Source organism: Bradyrhizobium sp. 199, from assembly GCF_023073355.1.
In the GTDB taxonomy this organism is placed as follows: domain Bacteria; phylum Pseudomonadota; class Alphaproteobacteria; order Rhizobiales; family Xanthobacteraceae; genus Bradyrhizobium.
The window spans coordinates 429431-448123 of the sequence record NZ_JADPJI010000005.1 but is presented as its reverse complement, the minus strand read 5'-3'; the positions used below and the strand labels follow the sequence as shown (position 1 = coordinate 448123).

Genomic DNA, 18693 nt, shown 5'->3' with positions numbered 1-18693 from the left:
AAGCTACTGCTCGACCATCGCCTGCAGCCGCACCAGCTCGGCCTCGAGATCCCGCTCCACATCCGCCGCGCGGATCTCCAGCACGCGATAATCCCGCGCTTCCAGCCACGCCCGCCTTGACGCGCGGTCTGCCGCGATCGCCTCGCCCTCCCCCGGGTTGACCAGCTCGATCGCGATCCGATGCGGGAACGAGACGAAGTCCGGGATGTGCCGCCCGACCGGGGTCTGGCGCTTGAACCCGCCTGCGAAGCGGCGGTCGCGGGTCAGTGCCTGCCAGAGCAGGCGCTCGGCATCGGTCGGGTTGCGGCGGAGCAGGCGGGCGAGGCCGCGCACGGTCGAGCCACTGTCGGGCACGCCGCCTTGGCCGTGCTCGGCCAGCAGCGCGCGCAGACGCGTGGCCTGCTCGCCGTCGAGCACGCCGCCCTTGGCCGGGCCCTTGCGCCCTTCCGCGATCGCCATCACCACGCCGTGGAGCGTGTGCATGTCCTGCTTGGTCGGCTCCATGCGGGTGAAGATGTTGCGCAGGTTCACCAGCATGGTGTCGCGCTTCTCGGCCGGCCGCAGGAACTCGACTTTGTCGAGTTCGCGGATGAGATTGTCGAAGAAGGCCTGCATCTGGTGCTGCGAGGCGCGCTCGGAGCGCTCAGGCATGGCGTGCGGCAGTTCGCCGGACGTCGCCCGCTTGAACCATTCATAGCCGACCAGCAGCACGGCCTGGGCGAGGTTGAGCGAGGCGAAGCCCGGATTGACCGGGAAGGTGATGATGCGGTTGGAGAGCCCCACCTCCTCGTTGGTTAGCCCCCAGCGCTCGCGGCCGAACAGGATGCCGGCCTTGCCGCCGGTCGCGACGTGCCCCGCGATCTCGCTCGCCGCGGCCTCCGGGCCAACCACGGGCTTGGCCTGATCGTGGGGGCGCGCCGTTGTGGCGAACAGCAGGTCGAGGTCGGCGACCGCCTGCTCCACCGTGTCGAACAATTCGACCTTTTCCAGAATGTGGTCGGCACCGGCCGCGGCGCGCTGAGCGGCGATGTTGGGCCAGCCGTCCCTGGGGTTGACGATGCGCAGCGCGGAAAGCGCAAAATTGCCCATGGCGCGCGCGGCCATGCCGATGTTTTCGCCCAGCTGCGGCTCGACCAGGATGACGATGGGACCGCCGAGGGACAAACCCGCTTTGCTCTTGTCAGTCCCCGACATCTGATTCGCTTTCACTCTTCGTCTCAAGGCCTTGGCAAGGCCGCCTTAGGAATTGATTCAAGCCGCCCTTCCGGACGACCTCGTCCCGCTCGCCTGTCGTTTGCCTGTCCTGACAAAATTCTCAAGGGAAATAACGGGTTGGATTCGACTTTTGAATCTCGCCGGGATCGTGCTCCCCGGGCTCGGCCGAAGGCCGGCTACCGCCCCCATCCGGGCAAGCTGGATGAGCTAAAACTGCATAATCCCTTGGCTTTCGCCCGCCGGCTCCGGGTGCTAAGAGGCGGCGGATATTCCCGTGGCGCGCCGAAAGCGCCGTTCCAAGAGGCTTCCCCGATCATGGCAAAAATCAAGGTATCCAATCCCGTCGTCGAGCTCGATGGCGACGAGATGACCCGGATCATCTGGCAGTACATCAAGGACAAGCTGATCAACCCGTTCCTGGATGTCGAGCTGCAGTATTTCGACCTGGGAATGGAGTACCGCGACCACACCAACGATCAGGTGACCATCGACGCCGCCGAGGCCATCAAGAAGGTCGGCGTCGGCGTCAAGTGCGCCACCATCACCCCGGACGAAGCGCGGGTGAAGGAGTTCAACCTCAAGCAGATGTGGAAGTCGCCGAACGGCACGATCCGCAACATCCTCGGCGGCGTGATCTTCCGCGAGCCGATTATCTGCAAGAACGTGCCGCGCCTGGTTCCCGGCTGGACCAAGCCGATCATCATCGGCCGCCACGCCTATGGCGACCAGTATCGTGCCACCGACATCAAGTTCCCCGGCAAGGGTACGCTGACGATGAAGTTCGTCGGCGAGGACGGCACCGTCATCGAGAAGGAAGTGTTCAAGACCCCGGGCGCCGGCGTCGCGATGCAGATGTACAATCTCGACGACTCGATCATCGACTTCGCCCGCGCTTCGTTGAACTACGGCCTGCTGCGCAACTACCCGGTCTATCTCTCGACCAAGAACACGATCATGAAGATCTATGACGGCCGGTTCAAGGACATCTTCCAGGACATCTACGAGCGCGAATTCAAGAAGGAGTTCGACGCCAAGGGCCTGACCTACGAGCACCGCCTGATCGACGACATGGTGGCCTCGGCGCTGAAATGGTCCGGCGGCTATGTCTGGGCCTGCAAGAACTACGACGGCGACGTGCAGTCCGACACGGTGGCGCAGGGCTACGGCTCGCTCGGCCTGATGACCTCGGTCCTGCTCACTCCCGACGGCAAGACGGTGGAGGCCGAAGCTGCCCATGGCACCGTGACGCGCCACTACCGCGAGCACCAGAAGGGCAAGGAGACCTCGACCAACTCGATCGCGTCGATCTTCGCCTGGACCCGCGGCCTCGCCCACCGCGCCAAGCTCGACAACAATGCCGAGCTCGCCAAGTTCGCGAACACGCTGGAGAAGGTCTGCGTCGACACTGTCGAGGAAGGCTACATGACCAAGGACCTCGCGCTCCTGGTCGGCGCCGACCAGCGCTGGCTCTCGACCACCGGCTTCCTCGACAAGGTCGCCGAGAACCTCGGGAAGGCGCTGGCGGCGTAAGCCGTCCGCAATTTCGCCCGACTGGGCCTAACATCATCACGGGCCGCGCCTCAAAGCGCGGCCTATTTCTTTTTTGAGAGCTTTCGCGGAGATACGACCATGTCGATCAAGCTTGCCGTCCCGTGCCTGTTGCTGCTCGCTGGGTCGGCTGCGGGCGCCGAACCGCTCCCGGACGCCGTCGCGGCACCGGGCGAAAGCGTCGTGCTCAGCGTCCACGCCGAGGGCGCGCAGGTCTACGAATGCAAGGCGGGCGCTGACGGCAAGCTCGCCTGGGCTTTCCGCGAACCGATTGCGACGCTGCTCTCGGACGGCAAGACCATTGGCCGCCACTATGCCGGGCCGAACTGGGAGCACGCCGACGGCAGCGCCGTGGTGGGCAAGGCCATCGGCAACGCGCCGGGCCAAGCGGCCGCCGATATTCCCTGGCTGAAGCTGGAAGTCACCACCCACCGCGGCAACGGCGTGCTCACATCAGTCACCACCGTCCAGCGCATCAACACAAATGGCGGCAAGCTTGACGGCGCTTGCGGGAAGGCCGGCGAGTTCAAGAACGCGCCCTACTCGGCGGACTACATTTTCCTTCGCAGGGGATGATCGCAGCCGACCGGCTGCTCCGACTGCCGGCACAATCGAGCGCCAGCTCAGCGCTCCAGCAAGTCGCAGAGGCGATCCCTCAGGTTGGGATCGCGCAAGCCACGTCCTCGCCAAACGGGGCGCACGGGCTCACGCGCCAGTCATGGCTTTTTCGATCGCGCTCAGCGCCTCGGCCGCCTTGGCGCCGTCGGGGCCGCCGGCCTGCGCCATGTCGGGCCGGCCACCGCCGCCCTTGCCGCCCAGCGCTTCGGAGGCGACGCGCACCAGATTCACGGCGCTGAAACGCGCGGTAAGATCGGCGGTGACGCCGACCACGACACCGGCCTTGCCGTCCTCGGTGACGCCGACGATGGCGACGACGCCGGATCCGATCTGCTTCTTGCCGTCGTCGGCGAGGCTCTTGAGATCCTTCATCTCGATGCCCTCGACCGCGCGCGCCATCAGCTTGACGTCGCCGACCTCGCGCACGCCCGCTGCCGCGCCATTGCTTGCAGCCGCGCCGCCGCCCATCGCCAGCTTCTTGCGGGCATCGGAGAGCTCACGCTCGAGCTTCTTGCGCTCCTCCATCAGCGCGGCAATGCGCGCCGGCACGTCGTCGATGGACGTGCGCAGCTCGTTCGCCGCAGTCTTCGCCAGCGCCATGGTCTCGTTGGCGTGCCTGCGCGCATAATTGCCGGTCAGCGCCTCGATGCGGCGCACGCCGGAGGCCACCGCGCTCTCGCCCGTCAGCGTGATCAGGCCGATATCGCCGGTGCGCCGCACATGGGTGCCGCCGCAGAGCTCGACCGACCAGCCGAGCGCATTGGCGCCGCGCTCGCGCGCGGTCCTGCCCATCGAGACGACGCGGACCTCGTCGCCGTATTTTTCGCCGAACAGAGCGCGCGCGCCGGCTTCGCGGGCCTCGTCCACGCCCATGACGCGCGTGGTGACCTCGTCGTTCTCCAGCACCACGTCGTTGGCGATGTCCTCGACACGCGCGAGTTCCTCGGCCGTGATCGGCTTGGGATGCACGAAGTCGAAGCGCAGGCGATCCGGCGCGACCATCGAGCCGCGCTGGGCAATGTGGTCGCCGAGCACCTGGCGCAGCGCCTCATGAATGAGATGCGTTGCCGAATGATGCGCGCGGATCGAGGACCGCCTGGAATGCTCGACCTCGAGCTGCAGCGCGGTGCCGAGCTTCAGCTCGCCGCTCTCGACCGTGCCGACGTGAACGAAGAAATCGCCGAGCTTCTTCTGCGTGTCGGTGACGCGGAACTTGATCCCGCCCTCACCTGTCAGCACGCCGGTGTCGCCGACCTGACCGCCGGATTCTGCATAGAACGGCGTCTGGTTCAGCACGATCGCGCCGGTGTCGCCGGCGTTGAGGCTGGCAACCTCCCGGCCGTCCTTGACCAATGCGGAAACGACGCCCTCGGCGCTCTCGGTCTCGTAGCCCAGGAATTCGGTGGCGCCGAGCTTCTCGCGCAGCGGGAACCAGATCGCTTCGGACGCCGCCTCGCCAGACCCCTTCCAGGACTCGCGCGCCTTGGCCTTCTGGCGCTCCATCGCATCGGAGAAGGAAGCCTGGTCGACGCCGATGCCGCGCGACTTCAGCGCGTCCTGCGTCAGGTCGAGCGGGAAGCCGTAGGTGTCGTACAGCGTGAAGGCGACATCGCCGTCGAACATGTCGCCCTTCTTCAGGGACGCGCTCTTCTCGTCGAGGATGGTAAGGCCGCGAACCAGCGTCTTGCGGAAGCGGGTCTCTTCCAGCCGCAGCGTTTCCTCGATCAGATTCTCCGCGCGCATCAAATCGGGATAGGCCTGGCCCATCTCGCGCACCAGCGCCCAGACCAGCCGATGCATCAGCGGTTCTTGCGCACCGAGCAGCTGCGCATGGCGCATCGCGCGGCGCATGATCCGGCGCAGCACATAGCCGCGGCCCTCGTTCGAGGGCAGCACGCCATCCGCGACCAGGAAGGCCGAGGAGCGTAAGTGGTCAGCGATGACCCGGAACGAGGCCACGGTCTGCTCGTTCGGCCCGCTGCCGAGCGCGGACGACGTCGCATCGATTAAATGACGGAACAGATCGGTCTCGAACACGCTGTCGACGCCCTGCATGATGCAGGCCATGCGCTCCAGGCCCATGCCAGTGTCGATCGAGGGACGCGGCAGAGGCACGCGCTCCTCCTTCGTCACCTGCTCGTACTGCATGAACACGAGATTCCAGAATTCGAGGAAGCGGTCGCCATCCTCTTCCGGCGAGCCCGGAGGCCCGCCCCAGATGTGCTCGCCGCGGTCGATGAAGATCTCCGAGCACGGGCCGCACGGGCCGGTGTCGCCCATCGCCCAGAAATTGTCCGACGTCGGAATGCGGATGATGCGGTCGTCGGAGAAGCCCGCGATCTTCTTCCACAGACCGGCCGCCTCGTCGTCGGTGTGGTAGACCGTGACCAGCAGCTTGTCCTTCTTGAGCCCGAACTCCTTGGTGATCAGCGTCCAGGCGAGCTCGATCGCCCGCTCCTTGAAGTAGTCGCCGAAGGAGAAGTTGCCGAGCATCTCGAAGAAGGTGAGATGGCGCGCGGTGTAGCCGACATTGTCGAGATCGTTGTGCTTGCCGCCGGCGCGCACGCATTTTTGCGACGTGGTGGCGCGCTGATAGGGCCGCTTCTCGACGCCGGTGAAGACGTTCTTGAACTGCACCATGCCGGCATTGGTGAACATCAAGGTCGGGTCGTTGCGCGGCACCAATGGCGAGGACGACACGATCTCGTGGCCGTTCTCGGCAAAGAAGTTCAGAAAGGTCGACCTGATCTCGTTGACGCCGCTCATGTTCATCCAATCGGGTGTGCTTGGACCCGCTTCTCGCCATCCAAACCGTAACGTTAAGGCTGATATCTGCGGGCCAAAGCGCTTTTAGACAAGGCCAGCTTCGCTGTCCAGAAACTGTGCAGAGAGATCAGAGGGTTGCCGTATCAGCGCAATCCGGTTGAAAGGCACAGAAGTCGCGTTGACAGGCTTGGCCGCCCTGTGGTCTGTACCCATCTGTATCGTACGGCCACGTCGGGAGAGACCGGCTTTAGGCAGCCGGCGCCGAAGGAGCAACCGCCCCGGAAACTCTCAGGCAAAAGGACCGCGTGGCTTTGACAGCATCTGGAAAGAGGCGCCGACGGGTCTAGACCCGGATGGCACCCGCCGACGGGATAATACTCTCAGGCACAGCGACAGATGGGGCTTCGACTGGTTGGCTCAGGGAATCGTCCCTGGGGAACCGCCGAGGGCCCCTGTGATGCTAGCTCGCGACGACCAAGACTCCCTGAAACGTACGCCCCTTCACGGGCTTCATGTCTCCCTCGGCGGCAAGATGGTGCCGTTCGCGGGCTATGACATGCCCGTGCAATACCCCGCGGGCGTGCTGAAGGAGCACCTCCATACCCGAGCCGCCGCCGGCCTGTTCGACGTCTCCCACATGGGCCAGCTCGCGCTGCGGCCGAAGTCCGGCAAGGTCGAGGACGCGGCCCGCGCGCTGGAGCGGCTGGTGCCGCAGGATGTCGTGGCGATTGCCGAGTGGCGGCAGCGCTACGCCCAGTTCACCAATGCGGATGGCGGCATTCTCGACGATCTCATGGTCGCAAATTTCGGCGATCACCTGTTCCTGGTCGTCAACGCCGCCTGCAAGGCCGAAGACGAGGCGCATCTGCGCGCGAATCTCTCGGATGATTGCGTCATCGAGTCCCTCGCCGACCGCGCGTTGATCGCGCTGCAGGGCCCGAAGGCGGAAGCGGTGCTGGCGAAATTATGTGCAGAGGCGCCGTCCATGACATTCATGGATGCCGGCCCGCGCAAGATTGCCGGCATCGACTGCTTCGTCTCGCGCTCCGGCTACACCGGTGAAGACGGTTTTGAAATTTCGGTTCCCGCAGGCGACGCCGAACGTCTCTCAAAGATGCTGCTCGAAAGTCCCGACGTGCTGCCGATCGGGCTGGGCGCGCGCGACAGCCTGCGGCTGGAAGCTGGGCTCTGCCTCTACGGCCACGACATCGACACCGCCACAACGCCGGTCGAGGCCGCGCTGGAATGGTCGGTGCAGAAGAGCCGCCGCAGCGGCGGCGCGCGTGCCGGCGGCTTCCCTGGCGCGGAAAAAATCCTCGCTCATTTTGATAACGGTGCATCTCGCCGCCGCGTCGGTCTGCTTGCCCTGGGCCGCGCACCGGTGCGCGAGGGCGCGCTCCTGTTCGCGGATGAGGCGGCAGGCGCGCCGGTCGGACAAGTCACATCAGGCGGCTTCGGCCCGAGCCTGAATGCGCCGGTGGCGATGGGCTACGTGCCTGTGAGCCTCGCCGCACTCGGCACAAAACTGTTCGCCGAAGTGCGCGGCCAGCGACTGCCGCTGCAGGTCGCCGCCATGCCCTTCGTCAAAAACACCTACAAACGCTGATACATGATGGGATTGAGCACAGCTGGCGGCCCCAAGGTCACCTCTCCCCAGCGGGGAGAGGTCGGATTGCGCCTGGCGATGCGAAGCATCGTCCAGTGCAATCCGGGTGAGGGGCCGCAACCCTCAGGGAGACCGGATCCCCTCACCCGTATCGCATCTCTCGATGCGATACGACCTCTCCCTATGGGAGAGGTAAACCCAGCCCGCCGCTTTCAGCCAAACTTCACCGCTCCAAGGAAACGACAATGACCACGACGCTGTACACCTCCGACCATGAATGGCTGGCCATTGAGGGCGATGTCGCCACAATCGGCATCACCGACTACGCCCAGCAGCAGCTCGGCGACGTCGTGTTCGTCGAACTGCCCAAGGCCGGCCGCGCGCTGAAGAAGGCGGAAGCCGCCGCCGTCGTGGAATCGGTGAAGGCCGCATCCGACGTCTACGCCCCTGTGACGGGCGAGGTGCTTGAGGCCAATGCCGAGCTCGCCGCCGAGCCGGCGCTGGTGAACTCGGACGCGCAAGGCAAGGCCTGGTTCTTCAAGATCAAGATTGCCGACAAGAGCGAGCTCGGCGGCCTGATGGATGAAGCCGCCTACAAGGCACACACGGCTTAAGGACGATGGAGCAAGCGATGACCGCGCACCGCAAGACCAACGGCGACCCCGCCGCAAGTTTCGTTCGCCGCCACATCGGCCCGTCGGCGCGCGACGTCACCGCAATGCTCGAAACGGTCAGCGCCAAGAGCGTCGATGCCTTGATGGCGGAGACGCTGCCCGCCTCGATCCGGCAGGCCGCTCCGCTCGACCTCGGCAAGGCGCTCAGCGAGCCCGAGGCGATTGCGCACATGAGCGAGCTCGCAAGCCTGAACCAGGTCTTCACCTCGCTGATCGGCCAGGGCTATTCCGGCACGATTTTGCCCGCGGTGATCCAGCGCAACATTTTGGAGAACCCGGCCTGGTACACGGCCTATACGCCCTATCAGCCTGAGATCAGCCAGGGCCGGCTGGAAGCGCTGCTCAACTTCCAGACCATGATCTGCGATCTCACCGGGCTCGACGTCGCCAACGCCTCGCTGCTCGATGAAGCCACCGCCGCCGCCGAAGCCATGGCGCTCGCCGAGCGGCACTCGCAGGTAAAGGCAAAGGCTTTCTTCGTCGACAAGGACGTGCGTCCGCAGACGCTGGCTGTGATGCGCACCCGCGCCGAGCCGCTGGGCTGGGAGCTGATCGTCGGCGATCCCCTCACAGATCTCGAGAAGAGCGAGGTGCTTGGCGCGCTGCTGCAATATCCTGGAAGCTCGGGCGCCGTGCGTGACCTCCGGCCTGCGATCGCGGCACTGAAGGCCAAGGGCGCGCTCGCGATCATGGCCGCCGATCTCTTGGCGCTCACGCTGCTTGCCTCGCCCGGCGAGCTCGGTGCCGACATCGCGATCGGTTCGGCGCAGCGCTTTGGCGTGCCGATGGGCTATGGCGGACCACACGCTGCCTATATGGCGGTGCGCGATGCGCTGAAGCGCTCGCTGCCCGGCCGCATCGTCGGCCTCTCCGTGGATTCGCGCGGCATGCCGGCCTATCGCCTCGCGCTGCAAACCCGCGAGCAGCACATCCGGCGCGAGAAGGCGACCTCCAACATCTGCACCGCGCAGGTGCTGCTCGCCGTGATCGCCTCGATGTACGCGGTCTATCACGGCCCCGAAGGCCTTTCGCAGATCGCGCGGAACGTCCATCGTCGCACCGCCGTGCTCGCGAGCGGCCTGCGCAAGCTCGGCTTTGCGCTGCAGTCCGACACTTTCTTCGACACGCTCAGCGTCGATGCTGGCGCCAGGCGCGCCGAGATCATCGCCCGGGCCGCGGCCGAGAAGATCAATCTCGGTGTCAGCGAGACCAGCTTGCGCATCGCGCTCGACGAGACCACCACGCCCGCGACGGTCGAAGCGGTCTGGCGCGCCTTCGGCGGCACGCTTGCCTATGCCGAGATCGACGCGGAGACGCGCGAGGCGCTGCCGGACGGCTTGAAGCGCGCGACGCCTTTCCTCACTCATCCCGTGTTCCACGCGCATCGCTCGGAGACCGAGATGCTGCGTTACATGCGTAAGCTCAGTGACCGCGACCTTGCGCTTGACCGCGCCATGATCCCGCTGGGATCCTGCACCATGAAGCTGAACGCGACCACCGAGATGATGCCGCTGACCTGGCCTGAGTTCGGCTCGTTGCATCCTTTCGCCCCGCCCGAGCAGGCACGCGGCTATTACGCGTTGTTCGCGCGCCTGGAAAAGTGGCTGTGTGACATCACCGGCTATGACGCGATCTCGCTGCAGCCGAATTCGGGCGCGCAGGGCGAATATGCCGGGCTTTTGGCCATCCGCGGCTATCATGCCGCGCGCGGCGAGACACACCGCAAAATCTGCCTGATCCCCTCCTCCGCCCATGGCACCAACCCGGCTTCGGCCGCGATGGTCGGCATGGACGTGGTGGTGGTCGCCTGTGAGAAGAACGGCGACGTCGACGTCAATGATCTCCGCGCCAAGGCCGAGAAGCACTCCAAGGATCTCGCCGCGGTCATGATCACCTATCCCTCGACCCACGGCGTGTTCGAGGAGCATATCCGCGAGATCTGCGACATCGTGCACCGCCATGGCGGCCAGGTGTATCTCGACGGCGCCAACCTCAACGCGCAGGTCGGCCTGAGCAGGCCCGGCGACTACGGCGCCGATGTCAGCCATCTCAATCTGCACAAGACCTTCTGCATCCCGCATGGCGGCGGCGGCCCGGGCATGGGCCCGATCGGCGTAAGAGCGCATCTCGCGCCGTTCCTTCCGGGTCATCCCGTGACGCGGGCAGACGCGCCGGTCGGCCCGGTCTCGGCCGCGCCGTTCGGCTCGGCGTCGATCCTCACCATCTCCTACATCTACATTCTGATGATGGGCGGCGAAGGCCTGAAGCGCGCGACCGAGATCGCGATCCTCAACGCCAATTACATCGCAGCAAGGCTCGATCCGCACTTCCCGGTGCTCTACAAGAACGAAAAGGGCCGCGTCGCGCATGAATGCATCGTCGATCCCCGCGCGCTGAAGACGACGTCCGGCGTCACCGTCGACGACATCGCAAAGCGCCTGATCGACTACGGCTTCCACGCGCCGACCATGAGCTTTCCGGTGCCGGGCACGCTGATGATCGAGCCGACCGAGTCGGAATCCAAGGCCGAGCTCGACCGCTTCTGCGATGCCATGATCGCGATCCGGAAAGAAATCGCCGAGGTCGAAGACGGCCGCTTCAAGATCGAAGCCTCGCCGTTGCGCAACGCCCCGCACACCGTGCACGACATCGCGGACGACAATTGGAGCCGGGCCTACACCCGCGCCGAGGGCTGCTTCCCCGCAGGCAGCTCACGCATCGACAAATACTGGAGCCCTGTGGGGCGGGTCGACAACGTCTATGGTGATCGCAATCTGGTGTGCTCCTGCCCGCCGGTGAGCGATTACGCGGAAGCGGCGGAGTAGGACCCGGAAGGTCTCGTAAGGCGGGCAAAGCGACAGCGTGCCCACCACCTTTGCATGCAGTGAAAGATCGTGGGCACGGCGCTTGCGCGCCTTTGCCCACCCTACGGCACCGAATGCGCCGCTAAAGCATGATCCGGAAAAGTGCGCAGCGGTTTTCCGAAAAGATCATGCTTGAACAACAACCTGAAGCGCGATGGCGATTCATCCTAATCGCATCGCCCTTTACGGCGCAATCAACAACCGGCATTCGCGATCCCACCGCCAGAGCCGCTCGTTGGTCAACTCGGTGCCGCCCCACCAACGTCTGATCGGGTTGTGCCGCCACATGTCTTCCTCGCGGGCTAGAAGCGAACGCCCGAGTTCAGTCAGCGTGACCTTCCACTCGCTCCTGCCGAAGTAGCGGTCCTCATTGTCGAACGCCGGATCGCCCAACATGACTGGCGGCACCGAATGTTCCGCAAGTTCGAGCAAGGCCTCGCGCGCTTCGTGTTCTTCGAGCACATTGCGAAGCCACCTCGCCTCTTCGACGACCCTTGGGTCGGTGTACCCGTCGTTCACAAATTCCAACAAATCCATTTCGCTGGCACTGAGTCCCGTGGTGCTGTCCGGAAGCTCTTCGAACATCGCAATAAGTGCCGATCGAAGTCTCGGCAGGACCGTCATATCCGTCATCAGCAGATCGAAACAGGGGCCCGGCGTGTCAGCCCGATAGGCCCGCCAGGCGCGGCTTGCCGTCACCAAATGATTCTCGGTCACCTTGACGACCGGCAGTTTCCATTTTGCGACCGCCTCCGGAGCATAGTTTGCAACCATGTCGTCTGTATGCACCAGGCTCAGCTTGGTCGTGATCTCCCTGTAGGGACGAAGCAAGTCGAGCAGCCAGACCAGCACGAGTTGATCGTTCGGCCGCACGTCGGCCCACACTTCGATCGAGTCGAACTTCTCGCAGAGCTGAAGAAAGCCGATGTCCGGCGAGCCGAAGCCGATCAGCGAATTTCGTTCCACATCGTCGAGCCAATGATCGCCCGTTCTGGAATGCTTCGCAGAACGTGGCTCCAGCGCTATCGCGAGTTCTTCCTCGGACGGCAATCGGCCCCAGACGAAGCGCACGGAAAAGCCGAGGGCGATATTTGCCAAGTTGGAGCGGCCAAGCACAGCGGCCGCTCCATGGTTCGTTGCCAGGATCAAATGTGACACGTTGCCTCTCAGAATTGATTATGCAATGCAGCAACACCTGGAGCCACACGCACGCTCAGTCAGGCGCGACCAACAATCGGCGTTCGCGATCCCACCGCCAGAGCCGTGCGTTGGTCAACTCGGTGGCGCCCCACCAGCGGTGGATGGGGTTGTCGCCGCCGAAATCCTCTTCTCCTGCCAACACCGCCTTCCCGAGATCCGTGAGCCGCAAGCGGGACTGCTTGTATCTTGCGTAACGGAGGGGATCATCATGTAGGGCCAACGTGAATGGCCCCTCCTCCAGTCCGGATACGGCCGGCACCGGACATCGCGCGAGCCCATCGAGCAGCGCTCCGACCTCCCAGTAGTCGAAAGCGCGCCGCTCGTTGAGTTTCTGATGTCCCGGGAAGACGTCAAAGGGATGCACCTCGCCCGGTGCGATCAATTGCAGTATCCGCATTTCCGTTGCGCCAAGACCATTTGTGACGCCCGGAAGCTCTTCGAGCAGGTCAAGGGCGCAATGCTGCAGCCGCGGAAGCCGACTCAAATCCGCGTCGATGAGGTCGAACCAGGCCTGCGGCGTCGACGCGCGATAGGCCCGCCACGCACGACGCGCCAGTTCAAGGCGATCCTGCGTGAGCTCGACAATCGGCGGGTTCAGCTTCGCAAATCGCTCGGGGCCGGCGTCGCTCGCGGCGCCGTCCAGCTGACGCATCACGAGCTTGGAAGCCGCCTCTTTCTCGCCGCCGCAGAGGTCGAGCAGCCACAGCAGAATCAATTGCGCATTTGGCTCGGGCCCGATCCACAATTCGGCCGACTCGCATTCCGACAGCAGCTCGATCAGCCCACGGTCTTTCACTGCGGACATTTCCAGGCGCCAGGGCGGCGTATCATGCAACCAATGAAGACCGCGACGCTGCATGCTGCGCGGCGCGAAGAACGCCGCCAGCTCCGTCTCTGACGGCAGCGGTCCCCAGACAAGCCGGCGCTCGATCGCAATGACGACATCGGCCAGGCCGGCGCATTGCAGGGCACCAGCAGAGGACGAATCCGTTGTCAGAATAAGGCGCGTCATGGGCGGATGGCGCCAGGCCAGCGAATGCCCCAGTCAGACCAATGATCACCGGGTGGAAGCGATTCCGAACGCGCTGCAAAATATGCGGCGAGCATTTCGGATGAAGGCAATGGCCCCCACGGAAAGCGAAATGAAAACGCAACGACAATTTCCGCCAACCCCGATGTGGCAAGCTGATGTCCGGACGAACTGGTCAAGATCAGACGCTTCATCGCATCACCCGATCAACGCAATGCCAAACGAAAACAGGCGCCGATGACGTCGGCAACTCAACGTCCTCAGCGCCCGCTCCTCGCGAAACTATCCGCGTTTAAGGTTAGTCCTCCGCCGGCTCCTCGCCGTCGGCATCACGCTCGGGGGGGCCGGCGAGGATCTGCTCGGCGATCAGGCCGGAGTTCTGGCGGATCGAGGTCTCGATTTTGGCTGTGATGTCGGGATTGGCCTTCAAGAACGCTTTCGAGTTCTCGCGGCCCTGGCCGAGACGCTGGCTGTCATAGGAGAACCAGGCGCCTGATTTCTCGACGATGCCGGCCTTGACGCCGAGATCGAGGATCTCGCCCATCTTGGAGACGCCCTCGCCGTACATGATGTCGAACTCGACCTGCTTGAAGGGCGGCGCCAGCTTGTTCTTCACCACCTTGACGCGGGTGGTGTTGCCGACCACCTCGTCGCGCTCCTTGATCGCGCCGATGCGGCGGATGTCGAGGCGGACTGAGGCGTAGAACTTCAGCGCGTTGCCGCCGGTCGTGGTCTCGGGCGAACCGTACATCACACCGATCTTCATCCGGATCTGGTTGATGAAGATCACCATGGTGTTGGACTTGTTGATCGAGGCCGTCAGCTTGCGCAGCGCCTGGCTCATCAAACGGGCCTGAAGACCCGGCAGCGCATCGCCCATCTCACCCTCGAGCTCAGCCTTCGGCACCAACGCCGCGACCGAATCGACCACCAGTACGTCGACGGCGCCGGAGCGCACCAAGGTGTCGCAGATTTCCAGCGCCTGTTCGCCGGTGTCCGGCTGGGAGATCAGGAGCTCGTCGATGTTGACCCCGAGCTTCCTCGCATAGACCGGGTCGAGCGCGTGCTCGGCATCGATGAAGGCGCAGATGCCGCCCTTCTTCTGCGCTTCCGCCACCGTATGCAATGCCAGCGTGGTCTTGCCCGAGGATTCCGGCCCGTAGATCTCGACGACGCGTCCCTTCGGCAGGCCGCCGATGCCAAGCGCGATATCCAGCCCGAGCGAGCCTGACGACACCGCCTCGACATCCATCGAGCGGTCGTTCTTGCCGAGCTTCATCACCGAGCCCTTGCCGAACTGCCGCTCGATCTGCGAGAGCGCGGCGGCCAGAGCTTTACTCTTGTCCATGGAAGATCCTTCGACGATACGCAGGGCAGTGGTGGACATTGGGTCGTGCTCCTTATGGCGAGGATTCGCGTGAGGGACAAACGGTTGCGAGGCGGCTCGGCGACAAAAGCAATGTACCCCATTTGTTCCAGGTTCGCAATATGTTCTTTTGCGGCCTTTCACCCCCCAGGCGCATTCTGCGCACAACTGAACAGACGCCGTTCCGTTTATGGATCCTAATCGATCGTCACCGCACGGGCCGTGGCTGCATCGGGGATGCGAACGCTGATTCCGCTCCCGCCGTCCTCCCCACGGAAAGGAGCGCGCCATGTTCAAGCGACGACGTTTCAAGCAACAACTGACCCTTCAAGACCGGCTCTCCGCATGGGTGAAGCAGGTCAAGGAAGACGCCTCCAGGCTTCCAGCCGGCCCTGAAAGGGACGCTCTGCTCAAGAAGGCGCGCCAGGCCGAGCTGGCAAATCATCTGCACGACTGGGTCAGTTCCTCCGGGCTGCAACCGCCGAAATAGCGCGGCCACAGGCGTGCCTCTCGTCCGGTCCCCCTGGGGCGGGAGATGCGCAAAGGCGTGGGGCACATTCAATGGTATCTTAATACTACCTGCAAGTTGCTGAAAGTGCAACGGAATTTCCATGCGCCCTACTGTGCATGGGGTTGTTTTCCAGTTTTGAGAATGGCGGCACGCCTGCCCCCATCATCGCGGGGACACGGCCGCCCGCCCGCTGTCCTACAGCAGCGCCAGCAGCACGAGGCCGAGGACCAGCACCGCGAAGCCAGCCGCTGTCGCGGCGGCGAATGACCGCTCTACGTTATCCATCATGCCACCCCATTGCCGGCGTGCCACGTTTCCCCCATGGCTGCGCCGAGCGCTGTGGAATCTTGCCGACGGGTGTGTCCGCAGTTGTGCGAACGGATGTCGAAATTTGGACGGGTGCGGGGCCAGTCTGCGGTCCCGGGAGGCGCGCGGAAATTGGCCGCCTGTCAGGCTGCCGTAAGCGGAGCCCGCTAGGATGATGCGGCTATGGTGTTGCAGCCCAGCACCTCAGCCTCCAATAACTCTCTGCCCCGCTTGGCTCTCCCAGGCGGGGCTTTTTCATGCCTGGCTGCCGGCGCGCGGATCACTTTCCTCCAGCGTCAGACGCAGCGCGAAGGCGCGGATCGCAGGCGCCGCCAGCAGCACGATCGGCAGCATCGCGGCCCAGGCGATCAGCCACGACGCCATCCAGTGCGCAACGCAGATCATCGCGCCGCCTGCGGGAAGGCTGGCGATCCCCGCCGCGATCAGCGAGGTCAGTCCGGACTGGATGATTCCGAAGACGAAGTGACTGTAGCGGCGGGGAATGCCGAGCATGACGGGCCCATGTTGCTTCCGGTCATCACGCCAAGCAAAGCACATGCCGCAGCTTGCACGGGGAACGCGCGCCTTGGCGGGAACCACCCCTGGGCGGGCTCGATCGGTGCACGAACACAACCGGGCCGGAGCCCAGGAACTCTGTTCATGGTCGGAGAACCACGGGGGCCTGACAGGTCGCCTGACGGATTTTTCTCGTCTCGGGAATATTATGCCGGCCAGCATGTTAGCAACCGTGGACGTGAATCGTGGAGGCCACCATGAATCACAGGGGCATCGAGTTCACCGTTGCCAAGACGGCGATACCCGGCATCTGGCAGTGGCAGTTCCGCATCGGCGAGCAGATCAAGTCCGGCAGGACCGAGACGAAAATCGACCTGCTCGCGATCCGCCGCGTGCAGCTGCGCATCGATCGGGAGCTGAAGCGATGGGTCGGACGGCCCCCTGAACCGCCGGCCAGATGAGATCGGCGGTCTCATCCGTAGCCGACCGGAATTGATCTGACGCTGGTTTGTGATTGGAGTGCGCGCGCCCATGGCCTTGGGGACGAGGCCATCCCGCGCGCAATTCGGTGCCAGCATGCCACGCTATTTCTTTCGAATCCGGAATGGCCGTTATTCCGGCTGCGCTGACCAGGCGACGGAATTTGTCGACCGCGATTCGGCCTGGAAAGAGATGACGAGCGTCTGCGCCGACATGACCGCCGGCCTTGCCCGCAAGCTCCAGGAAAACTCCGAATGGCATATGGAGCTGCTGGACGAGGCCAAGGAGCCGGTGTTCCGGATCCGCATCGTCGCCGAAACCCTCGACTAGCAACGCCTCCGGATCAAGCCCGCTTCAGTCCGCGCTGGGCAGCCGCCGCATGGTGAACTCGATGTCGCCGCCGGGCAGTTCGCGCCAGGTCTCGACGGCGCTCATATAGCCGGCCTTGGGGTAGCGGGCGAAGAACGCCTGCGCCCGCTCCCGCGCCGCCGCGCGCGGCAGCGTGAAGGTCTCGCGCAGATAGCCGTCGCCGACCGGCTGGCCGGCCGGCTTGCGCCGGCGCGCCATCCGCTCGGCAAGATCCCGCGGACGATCGGCCATGCCCCGCCCTCCTCTACGCAATACGCTCGCAGCCAATGTAGGGTGCGGGACGGATGAAGAGGAGTCCTGTTCGAAAGGCGTCCTTGCCGCCCCCGGAACGGGGCTGCGTCAGTTGGCAGCCGTGCCGGACTTCTTCTTCGGCGCGCCAGTCGCGGCCGAGGCCTTCGGCGCCGCCGACTGTTTCGGGGGATCGGAGCGCATGCCGCCCCAGGGATCGTTGGACGCCTTGGTGTCCGGAATCTTCTTCAGCGTTTCCTTGTACGCCTTGTCACGCTCGGCTTCGGCGGCCCTCTCCTCCGGCGTCTTGCTCGGGGCATCCTGCAGCAAATTGAGTTGGGGCATTTGCGCGTAGGCAGGTCCCGCCACCACAGCCAGCACCGCGGCCAAACGGAAAAGCTTCATCGTCTACTCCTTGATCATCCATGAGGCACGGATCGCCCGCGCCTTGTCATCCTTGTCGCGGCCGGTCGTGACCGCCGGAGCAGTTTGGGGCCCGCTAGAGCCGATCCGATCGGCACGATTTGGGCCCGTGCAGCCAGTCATCCCAGATCGGGCCGCATTTGGTGCACCCGCTCAGCGCGAGGCCGAGCGCGACCATAGAGAAGATGAGGACACACTGACGCAACATCATTCACCCCTGCCCAAGCCAGGCATCATACCGGCCCAAGTCAGGCATTTTCAAGCCGACGGGACCGGCGCGAGACCGGTGACTTTGCCGCGCCAATGCGCGCACAATGCCCGAGACATCAGGCAATACAGGAGAGTGCGACAGCAATGCAAATGCAGCCAGACGCCGAATTCGGCCTCCCTGACGCCAAACGCATCCTCGGCGAGGTTTTTGCGCCCTGGGTCCAGGATCTCAACCTCGCCGTCGAGCGCATCGAGCACGCGCAGCCGGCGGATGTGCCGGACTGGCAGCCAGGCGCGCTCCTGCGCATGCCGTTTTCGGAGCGGCTGTGCCGGAACGGCGGCGTGGTCTGCGGCCAGGCCCTGATGGCGCTCGCCGACACCGCGATGGTGATCGCGATCCTCGCTGCCAATCGCGGTTATCGCCCCATGACCACGGTCGACCAGACCACGCATTTCATGCGCGCGGTCTCCTCAATGGACGTACTGGCGGACGCGCGCGTGGTGCGGCTCGGACGCACCATGAGCTTTGGCCGCGTCACGCTGCTCTCGGCTGGCGACAACAAGCCGGTGGCGATGGTGTCGAGCGCGTTCGCAATGCTGCCGGGCTGAACATCATCTCAAAAGAAGAGAGCCGCGTGAGCGCAAAGCGCACCGCGGCTCTCCATTTGCCTGGCCGCTCCAACGTCGTAAACGAAGTCTGAAGCGCGGTGCAAGTAGCGCCAGTATTGAGTTTAGTTCAACGTAATTTCTATGCACTATTTCA

17 protein-coding genes and 1 riboswitch are annotated in these 18693 nt (G+C 64.4%); of the genes, 9 read left to right on the top strand and 8 right to left on the bottom strand.

Annotated features, from left to right (window positions below; translation table 11 throughout):
• Window positions 1-3: 3 nt before the first annotated feature.
• On the bottom strand, window positions 4-1194 hold the full coding sequence (locus IVB28_RS10430; protein ID WP_247528504.1) for a TrmJ/YjtD family RNA methyltransferase: 1191 nt from the start codon (window positions 1192-1194) through the stop codon (window positions 4-6).
• A 336-nt stretch (window positions 1195-1530) separates the two neighbouring features.
• Between IVB28_RS10430 and IVB28_RS10425 the strand changes: the two genes are divergently transcribed.
• Both IVB28_RS10425 and IVB28_RS10420 read left to right on the top strand, forming a co-directional pair.
• Entirely contained in the window at window positions 1531-2745 is a 1215-nt protein-coding gene (locus tag IVB28_RS10425) for an NADP-dependent isocitrate dehydrogenase (RefSeq protein ID WP_247525982.1), read from the top strand.
• A gap of 99 nt (window positions 2746-2844) precedes the next feature.
• A complete protein-coding gene (locus IVB28_RS10420) occupies window positions 2845-3339 on the top strand; it encodes a DUF3455 domain-containing protein (RefSeq protein WP_247525981.1) in 495 nt (164 codons plus the stop codon).
• Between the two features lie 129 nt (window positions 3340-3468).
• On the opposite strand, the gene alaS is transcribed toward IVB28_RS10420, so the two are convergent.
• A complete protein-coding gene (gene alaS / locus IVB28_RS10415; protein ID WP_247525980.1) occupies window positions 3469-6147 on the bottom strand; it encodes an alanine--tRNA ligase in 2679 nt (892 codons plus the stop codon).
• A gap of 222 nt (window positions 6148-6369) precedes the next feature.
• A riboswitch (glycine riboswitch) is annotated at window positions 6370-6460 on the top strand.
• A gap of 144 nt (window positions 6461-6604) precedes the next feature.
• On the opposite strand from alaS, the gene gcvT reads away from it, so the two are divergent.
• The 3 genes from gcvT to gcvP all read left to right on the top strand — a co-directional run bounded on the left by gcvT (window position 6605) and on the right by gcvP (window position 11252).
• Window positions 6605-7753 (top strand): glycine cleavage system aminomethyltransferase GcvT, encoded by a 1149-nt coding sequence (gene gcvT, locus IVB28_RS10410; RefSeq protein ID WP_247525979.1) that lies wholly within the window; start codon window positions 6605-6607, stop codon window positions 7751-7753.
• Between the two features lie 245 nt (window positions 7754-7998).
• Window positions 7999-8367, top strand: coding sequence for a glycine cleavage system protein GcvH (gcvH, locus tag IVB28_RS10405; protein WP_247525978.1), 369 nt, complete (start codon window positions 7999-8001; stop codon window positions 8365-8367).
• 17 nt (window positions 8368-8384) lie between these two features.
• A complete protein-coding gene (gene gcvP, locus IVB28_RS10400) occupies window positions 8385-11252 on the top strand; it encodes an aminomethyl-transferring glycine dehydrogenase (protein WP_247525977.1) in 2868 nt (955 codons plus the stop codon).
• 222 nt (window positions 11253-11474) lie between these two features.
• On the opposite strand, the gene IVB28_RS10395 is transcribed toward gcvP, so the two are convergent.
• The 3 genes from IVB28_RS10395 to recA all read right to left on the bottom strand — a co-directional run bounded on the left by IVB28_RS10395 (window position 11475) and on the right by recA (window position 14908).
• Window positions 11475-12449 (bottom strand): hypothetical protein, encoded by a 975-nt coding sequence (locus IVB28_RS10395; RefSeq protein ID WP_247525976.1) that lies wholly within the window; start codon window positions 12447-12449, stop codon window positions 11475-11477.
• 55 nt (window positions 12450-12504) lie between these two features.
• Window positions 12505-13503 carry a hypothetical protein gene (locus IVB28_RS10390; RefSeq protein WP_247525975.1) on the bottom strand — a complete coding sequence of 333 codons (999 nt, stop codon included), beginning with the start codon at window positions 13501-13503 and terminating at the stop codon, window positions 12505-12507.
• A gap of 316 nt (window positions 13504-13819) precedes the next feature.
• Window positions 13820-14908 carry a recombinase RecA gene (gene recA, locus IVB28_RS10385; RefSeq protein WP_247525974.1) on the bottom strand — a complete coding sequence of 363 codons (1089 nt, stop codon included), beginning with the start codon at window positions 14906-14908 and terminating at the stop codon, window positions 13820-13822.
• 268 nt (window positions 14909-15176) lie between these two features.
• Between recA and IVB28_RS10380 the strand changes: the two genes are divergently transcribed.
• Window positions 15177-15377, top strand: a complete 201-nt coding sequence (locus tag IVB28_RS10380) for a hypothetical protein (RefSeq protein ID WP_247525973.1) — start codon at window positions 15177-15179, stop codon at window positions 15375-15377.
• A 582-nt stretch (window positions 15378-15959) separates the two neighbouring features.
• On the opposite strand, the gene IVB28_RS10375 is transcribed toward IVB28_RS10380, so the two are convergent.
• A complete protein-coding gene (locus IVB28_RS10375) occupies window positions 15960-16217 on the bottom strand; it encodes a DUF2798 domain-containing protein (protein ID WP_247525972.1) in 258 nt (85 codons plus the stop codon).
• A gap of 260 nt (window positions 16218-16477) precedes the next feature.
• Between IVB28_RS10375 and IVB28_RS10370 the strand changes: the two genes are divergently transcribed.
• A complete protein-coding gene (locus IVB28_RS10370; RefSeq protein ID WP_247525971.1) occupies window positions 16478-16681 on the top strand; it encodes a hypothetical protein in 204 nt (67 codons plus the stop codon).
• A gap of 115 nt (window positions 16682-16796) precedes the next feature.
• Window positions 16797-17030, top strand: coding sequence for a hypothetical protein (locus IVB28_RS10365; protein WP_247525970.1), 234 nt, complete (start codon window positions 16797-16799; stop codon window positions 17028-17030).
• 24 nt (window positions 17031-17054) lie between these two features.
• Here the strand turns inward: IVB28_RS10365 and IVB28_RS10360 are convergent, their stop codons facing one another.
• Both IVB28_RS10360 and IVB28_RS10355 read right to left on the bottom strand, forming a co-directional pair.
• Complete coding sequence (locus IVB28_RS10360; protein ID WP_247525969.1) at window positions 17055-17300, bottom strand: hypothetical protein; 246 nt, start codon at window positions 17298-17300, stop codon at window positions 17055-17057.
• A 108-nt stretch (window positions 17301-17408) separates the two neighbouring features.
• On the bottom strand, window positions 17409-17702 hold the full coding sequence (locus IVB28_RS10355) for a hypothetical protein (RefSeq protein ID WP_247525968.1): 294 nt from the start codon (window positions 17700-17702) through the stop codon (window positions 17409-17411).
• Between the two features lie 372 nt (window positions 17703-18074).
• Between IVB28_RS10355 and IVB28_RS10350 the strand changes: the two genes are divergently transcribed.
• The gene (locus tag IVB28_RS10350) at window positions 18075-18539 is read left to right on the top strand and encodes a PaaI family thioesterase (RefSeq protein WP_247525967.1); all 465 of its coding nucleotides are present in this window, start codon (window positions 18075-18077) and stop codon (window positions 18537-18539) included.
• The last annotated feature ends 154 nt before the right edge of the window (window positions 18540-18693 follow it).

Coding starts and splice junctions, on each gene's coding strand:
- IVB28_RS10430 (WP_247528504.1), bottom strand. CDS start 1,194: ATGTCGGGGACTGACAAGAGCAAAGCGGGTTTGTCCCTCGGCGGTCCC.
- IVB28_RS10425 (WP_247525982.1), top strand. CDS start 1,531: ATGGCAAAAATCAAGGTATCCAATCCCGTCGTCGAGCTCGATGGCGAC.
- IVB28_RS10420 (WP_247525981.1), top strand. CDS start 2,845: ATGTCGATCAAGCTTGCCGTCCCGTGCCTGTTGCTGCTCGCTGGGTCG.
- alaS (WP_247525980.1), bottom strand. CDS start 6,147: ATGAGCGGCGTCAACGAGATCAGGTCGACCTTTCTGAACTTCTTTGCC.
- gcvT (WP_247525979.1), top strand. CDS start 6,605: ATGCTAGCTCGCGACGACCAAGACTCCCTGAAACGTACGCCCCTTCAC.
- gcvH (WP_247525978.1), top strand. CDS start 7,999: ATGACCACGACGCTGTACACCTCCGACCATGAATGGCTGGCCATTGAG.
- gcvP (WP_247525977.1), top strand. CDS start 8,385: ATGACCGCGCACCGCAAGACCAACGGCGACCCCGCCGCAAGTTTCGTT.
- IVB28_RS10390 (WP_247525975.1), bottom strand. CDS start 13,503: ATGACGCGCCTTATTCTGACAACGGATTCGTCCTCTGCTGGTGCCCTG.
- recA (WP_247525974.1), bottom strand. CDS start 14,908: ATGTCCACCACTGCCCTGCGTATCGTCGAAGGATCTTCCATGGACAAG.
- IVB28_RS10380 (WP_247525973.1), top strand. CDS start 15,177: ATGTTCAAGCGACGACGTTTCAAGCAACAACTGACCCTTCAAGACCGG.
- IVB28_RS10375 (WP_247525972.1), bottom strand. CDS start 16,217: ATGCTCGGCATTCCCCGCCGCTACAGTCACTTCGTCTTCGGAATCATC.
- IVB28_RS10370 (WP_247525971.1), top strand. CDS start 16,478: ATGAATCACAGGGGCATCGAGTTCACCGTTGCCAAGACGGCGATACCC.
- IVB28_RS10365 (WP_247525970.1), top strand. CDS start 16,797: ATGCCACGCTATTTCTTTCGAATCCGGAATGGCCGTTATTCCGGCTGC.
- IVB28_RS10360 (WP_247525969.1), bottom strand. CDS start 17,300: ATGGCCGATCGTCCGCGGGATCTTGCCGAGCGGATGGCGCGCCGGCGC.
- IVB28_RS10355 (WP_247525968.1), bottom strand. CDS start 17,702: ATGAAGCTTTTCCGTTTGGCCGCGGTGCTGGCTGTGGTGGCGGGACCT.
- IVB28_RS10350 (WP_247525967.1), top strand. CDS start 18,075: ATGCAAATGCAGCCAGACGCCGAATTCGGCCTCCCTGACGCCAAACGC.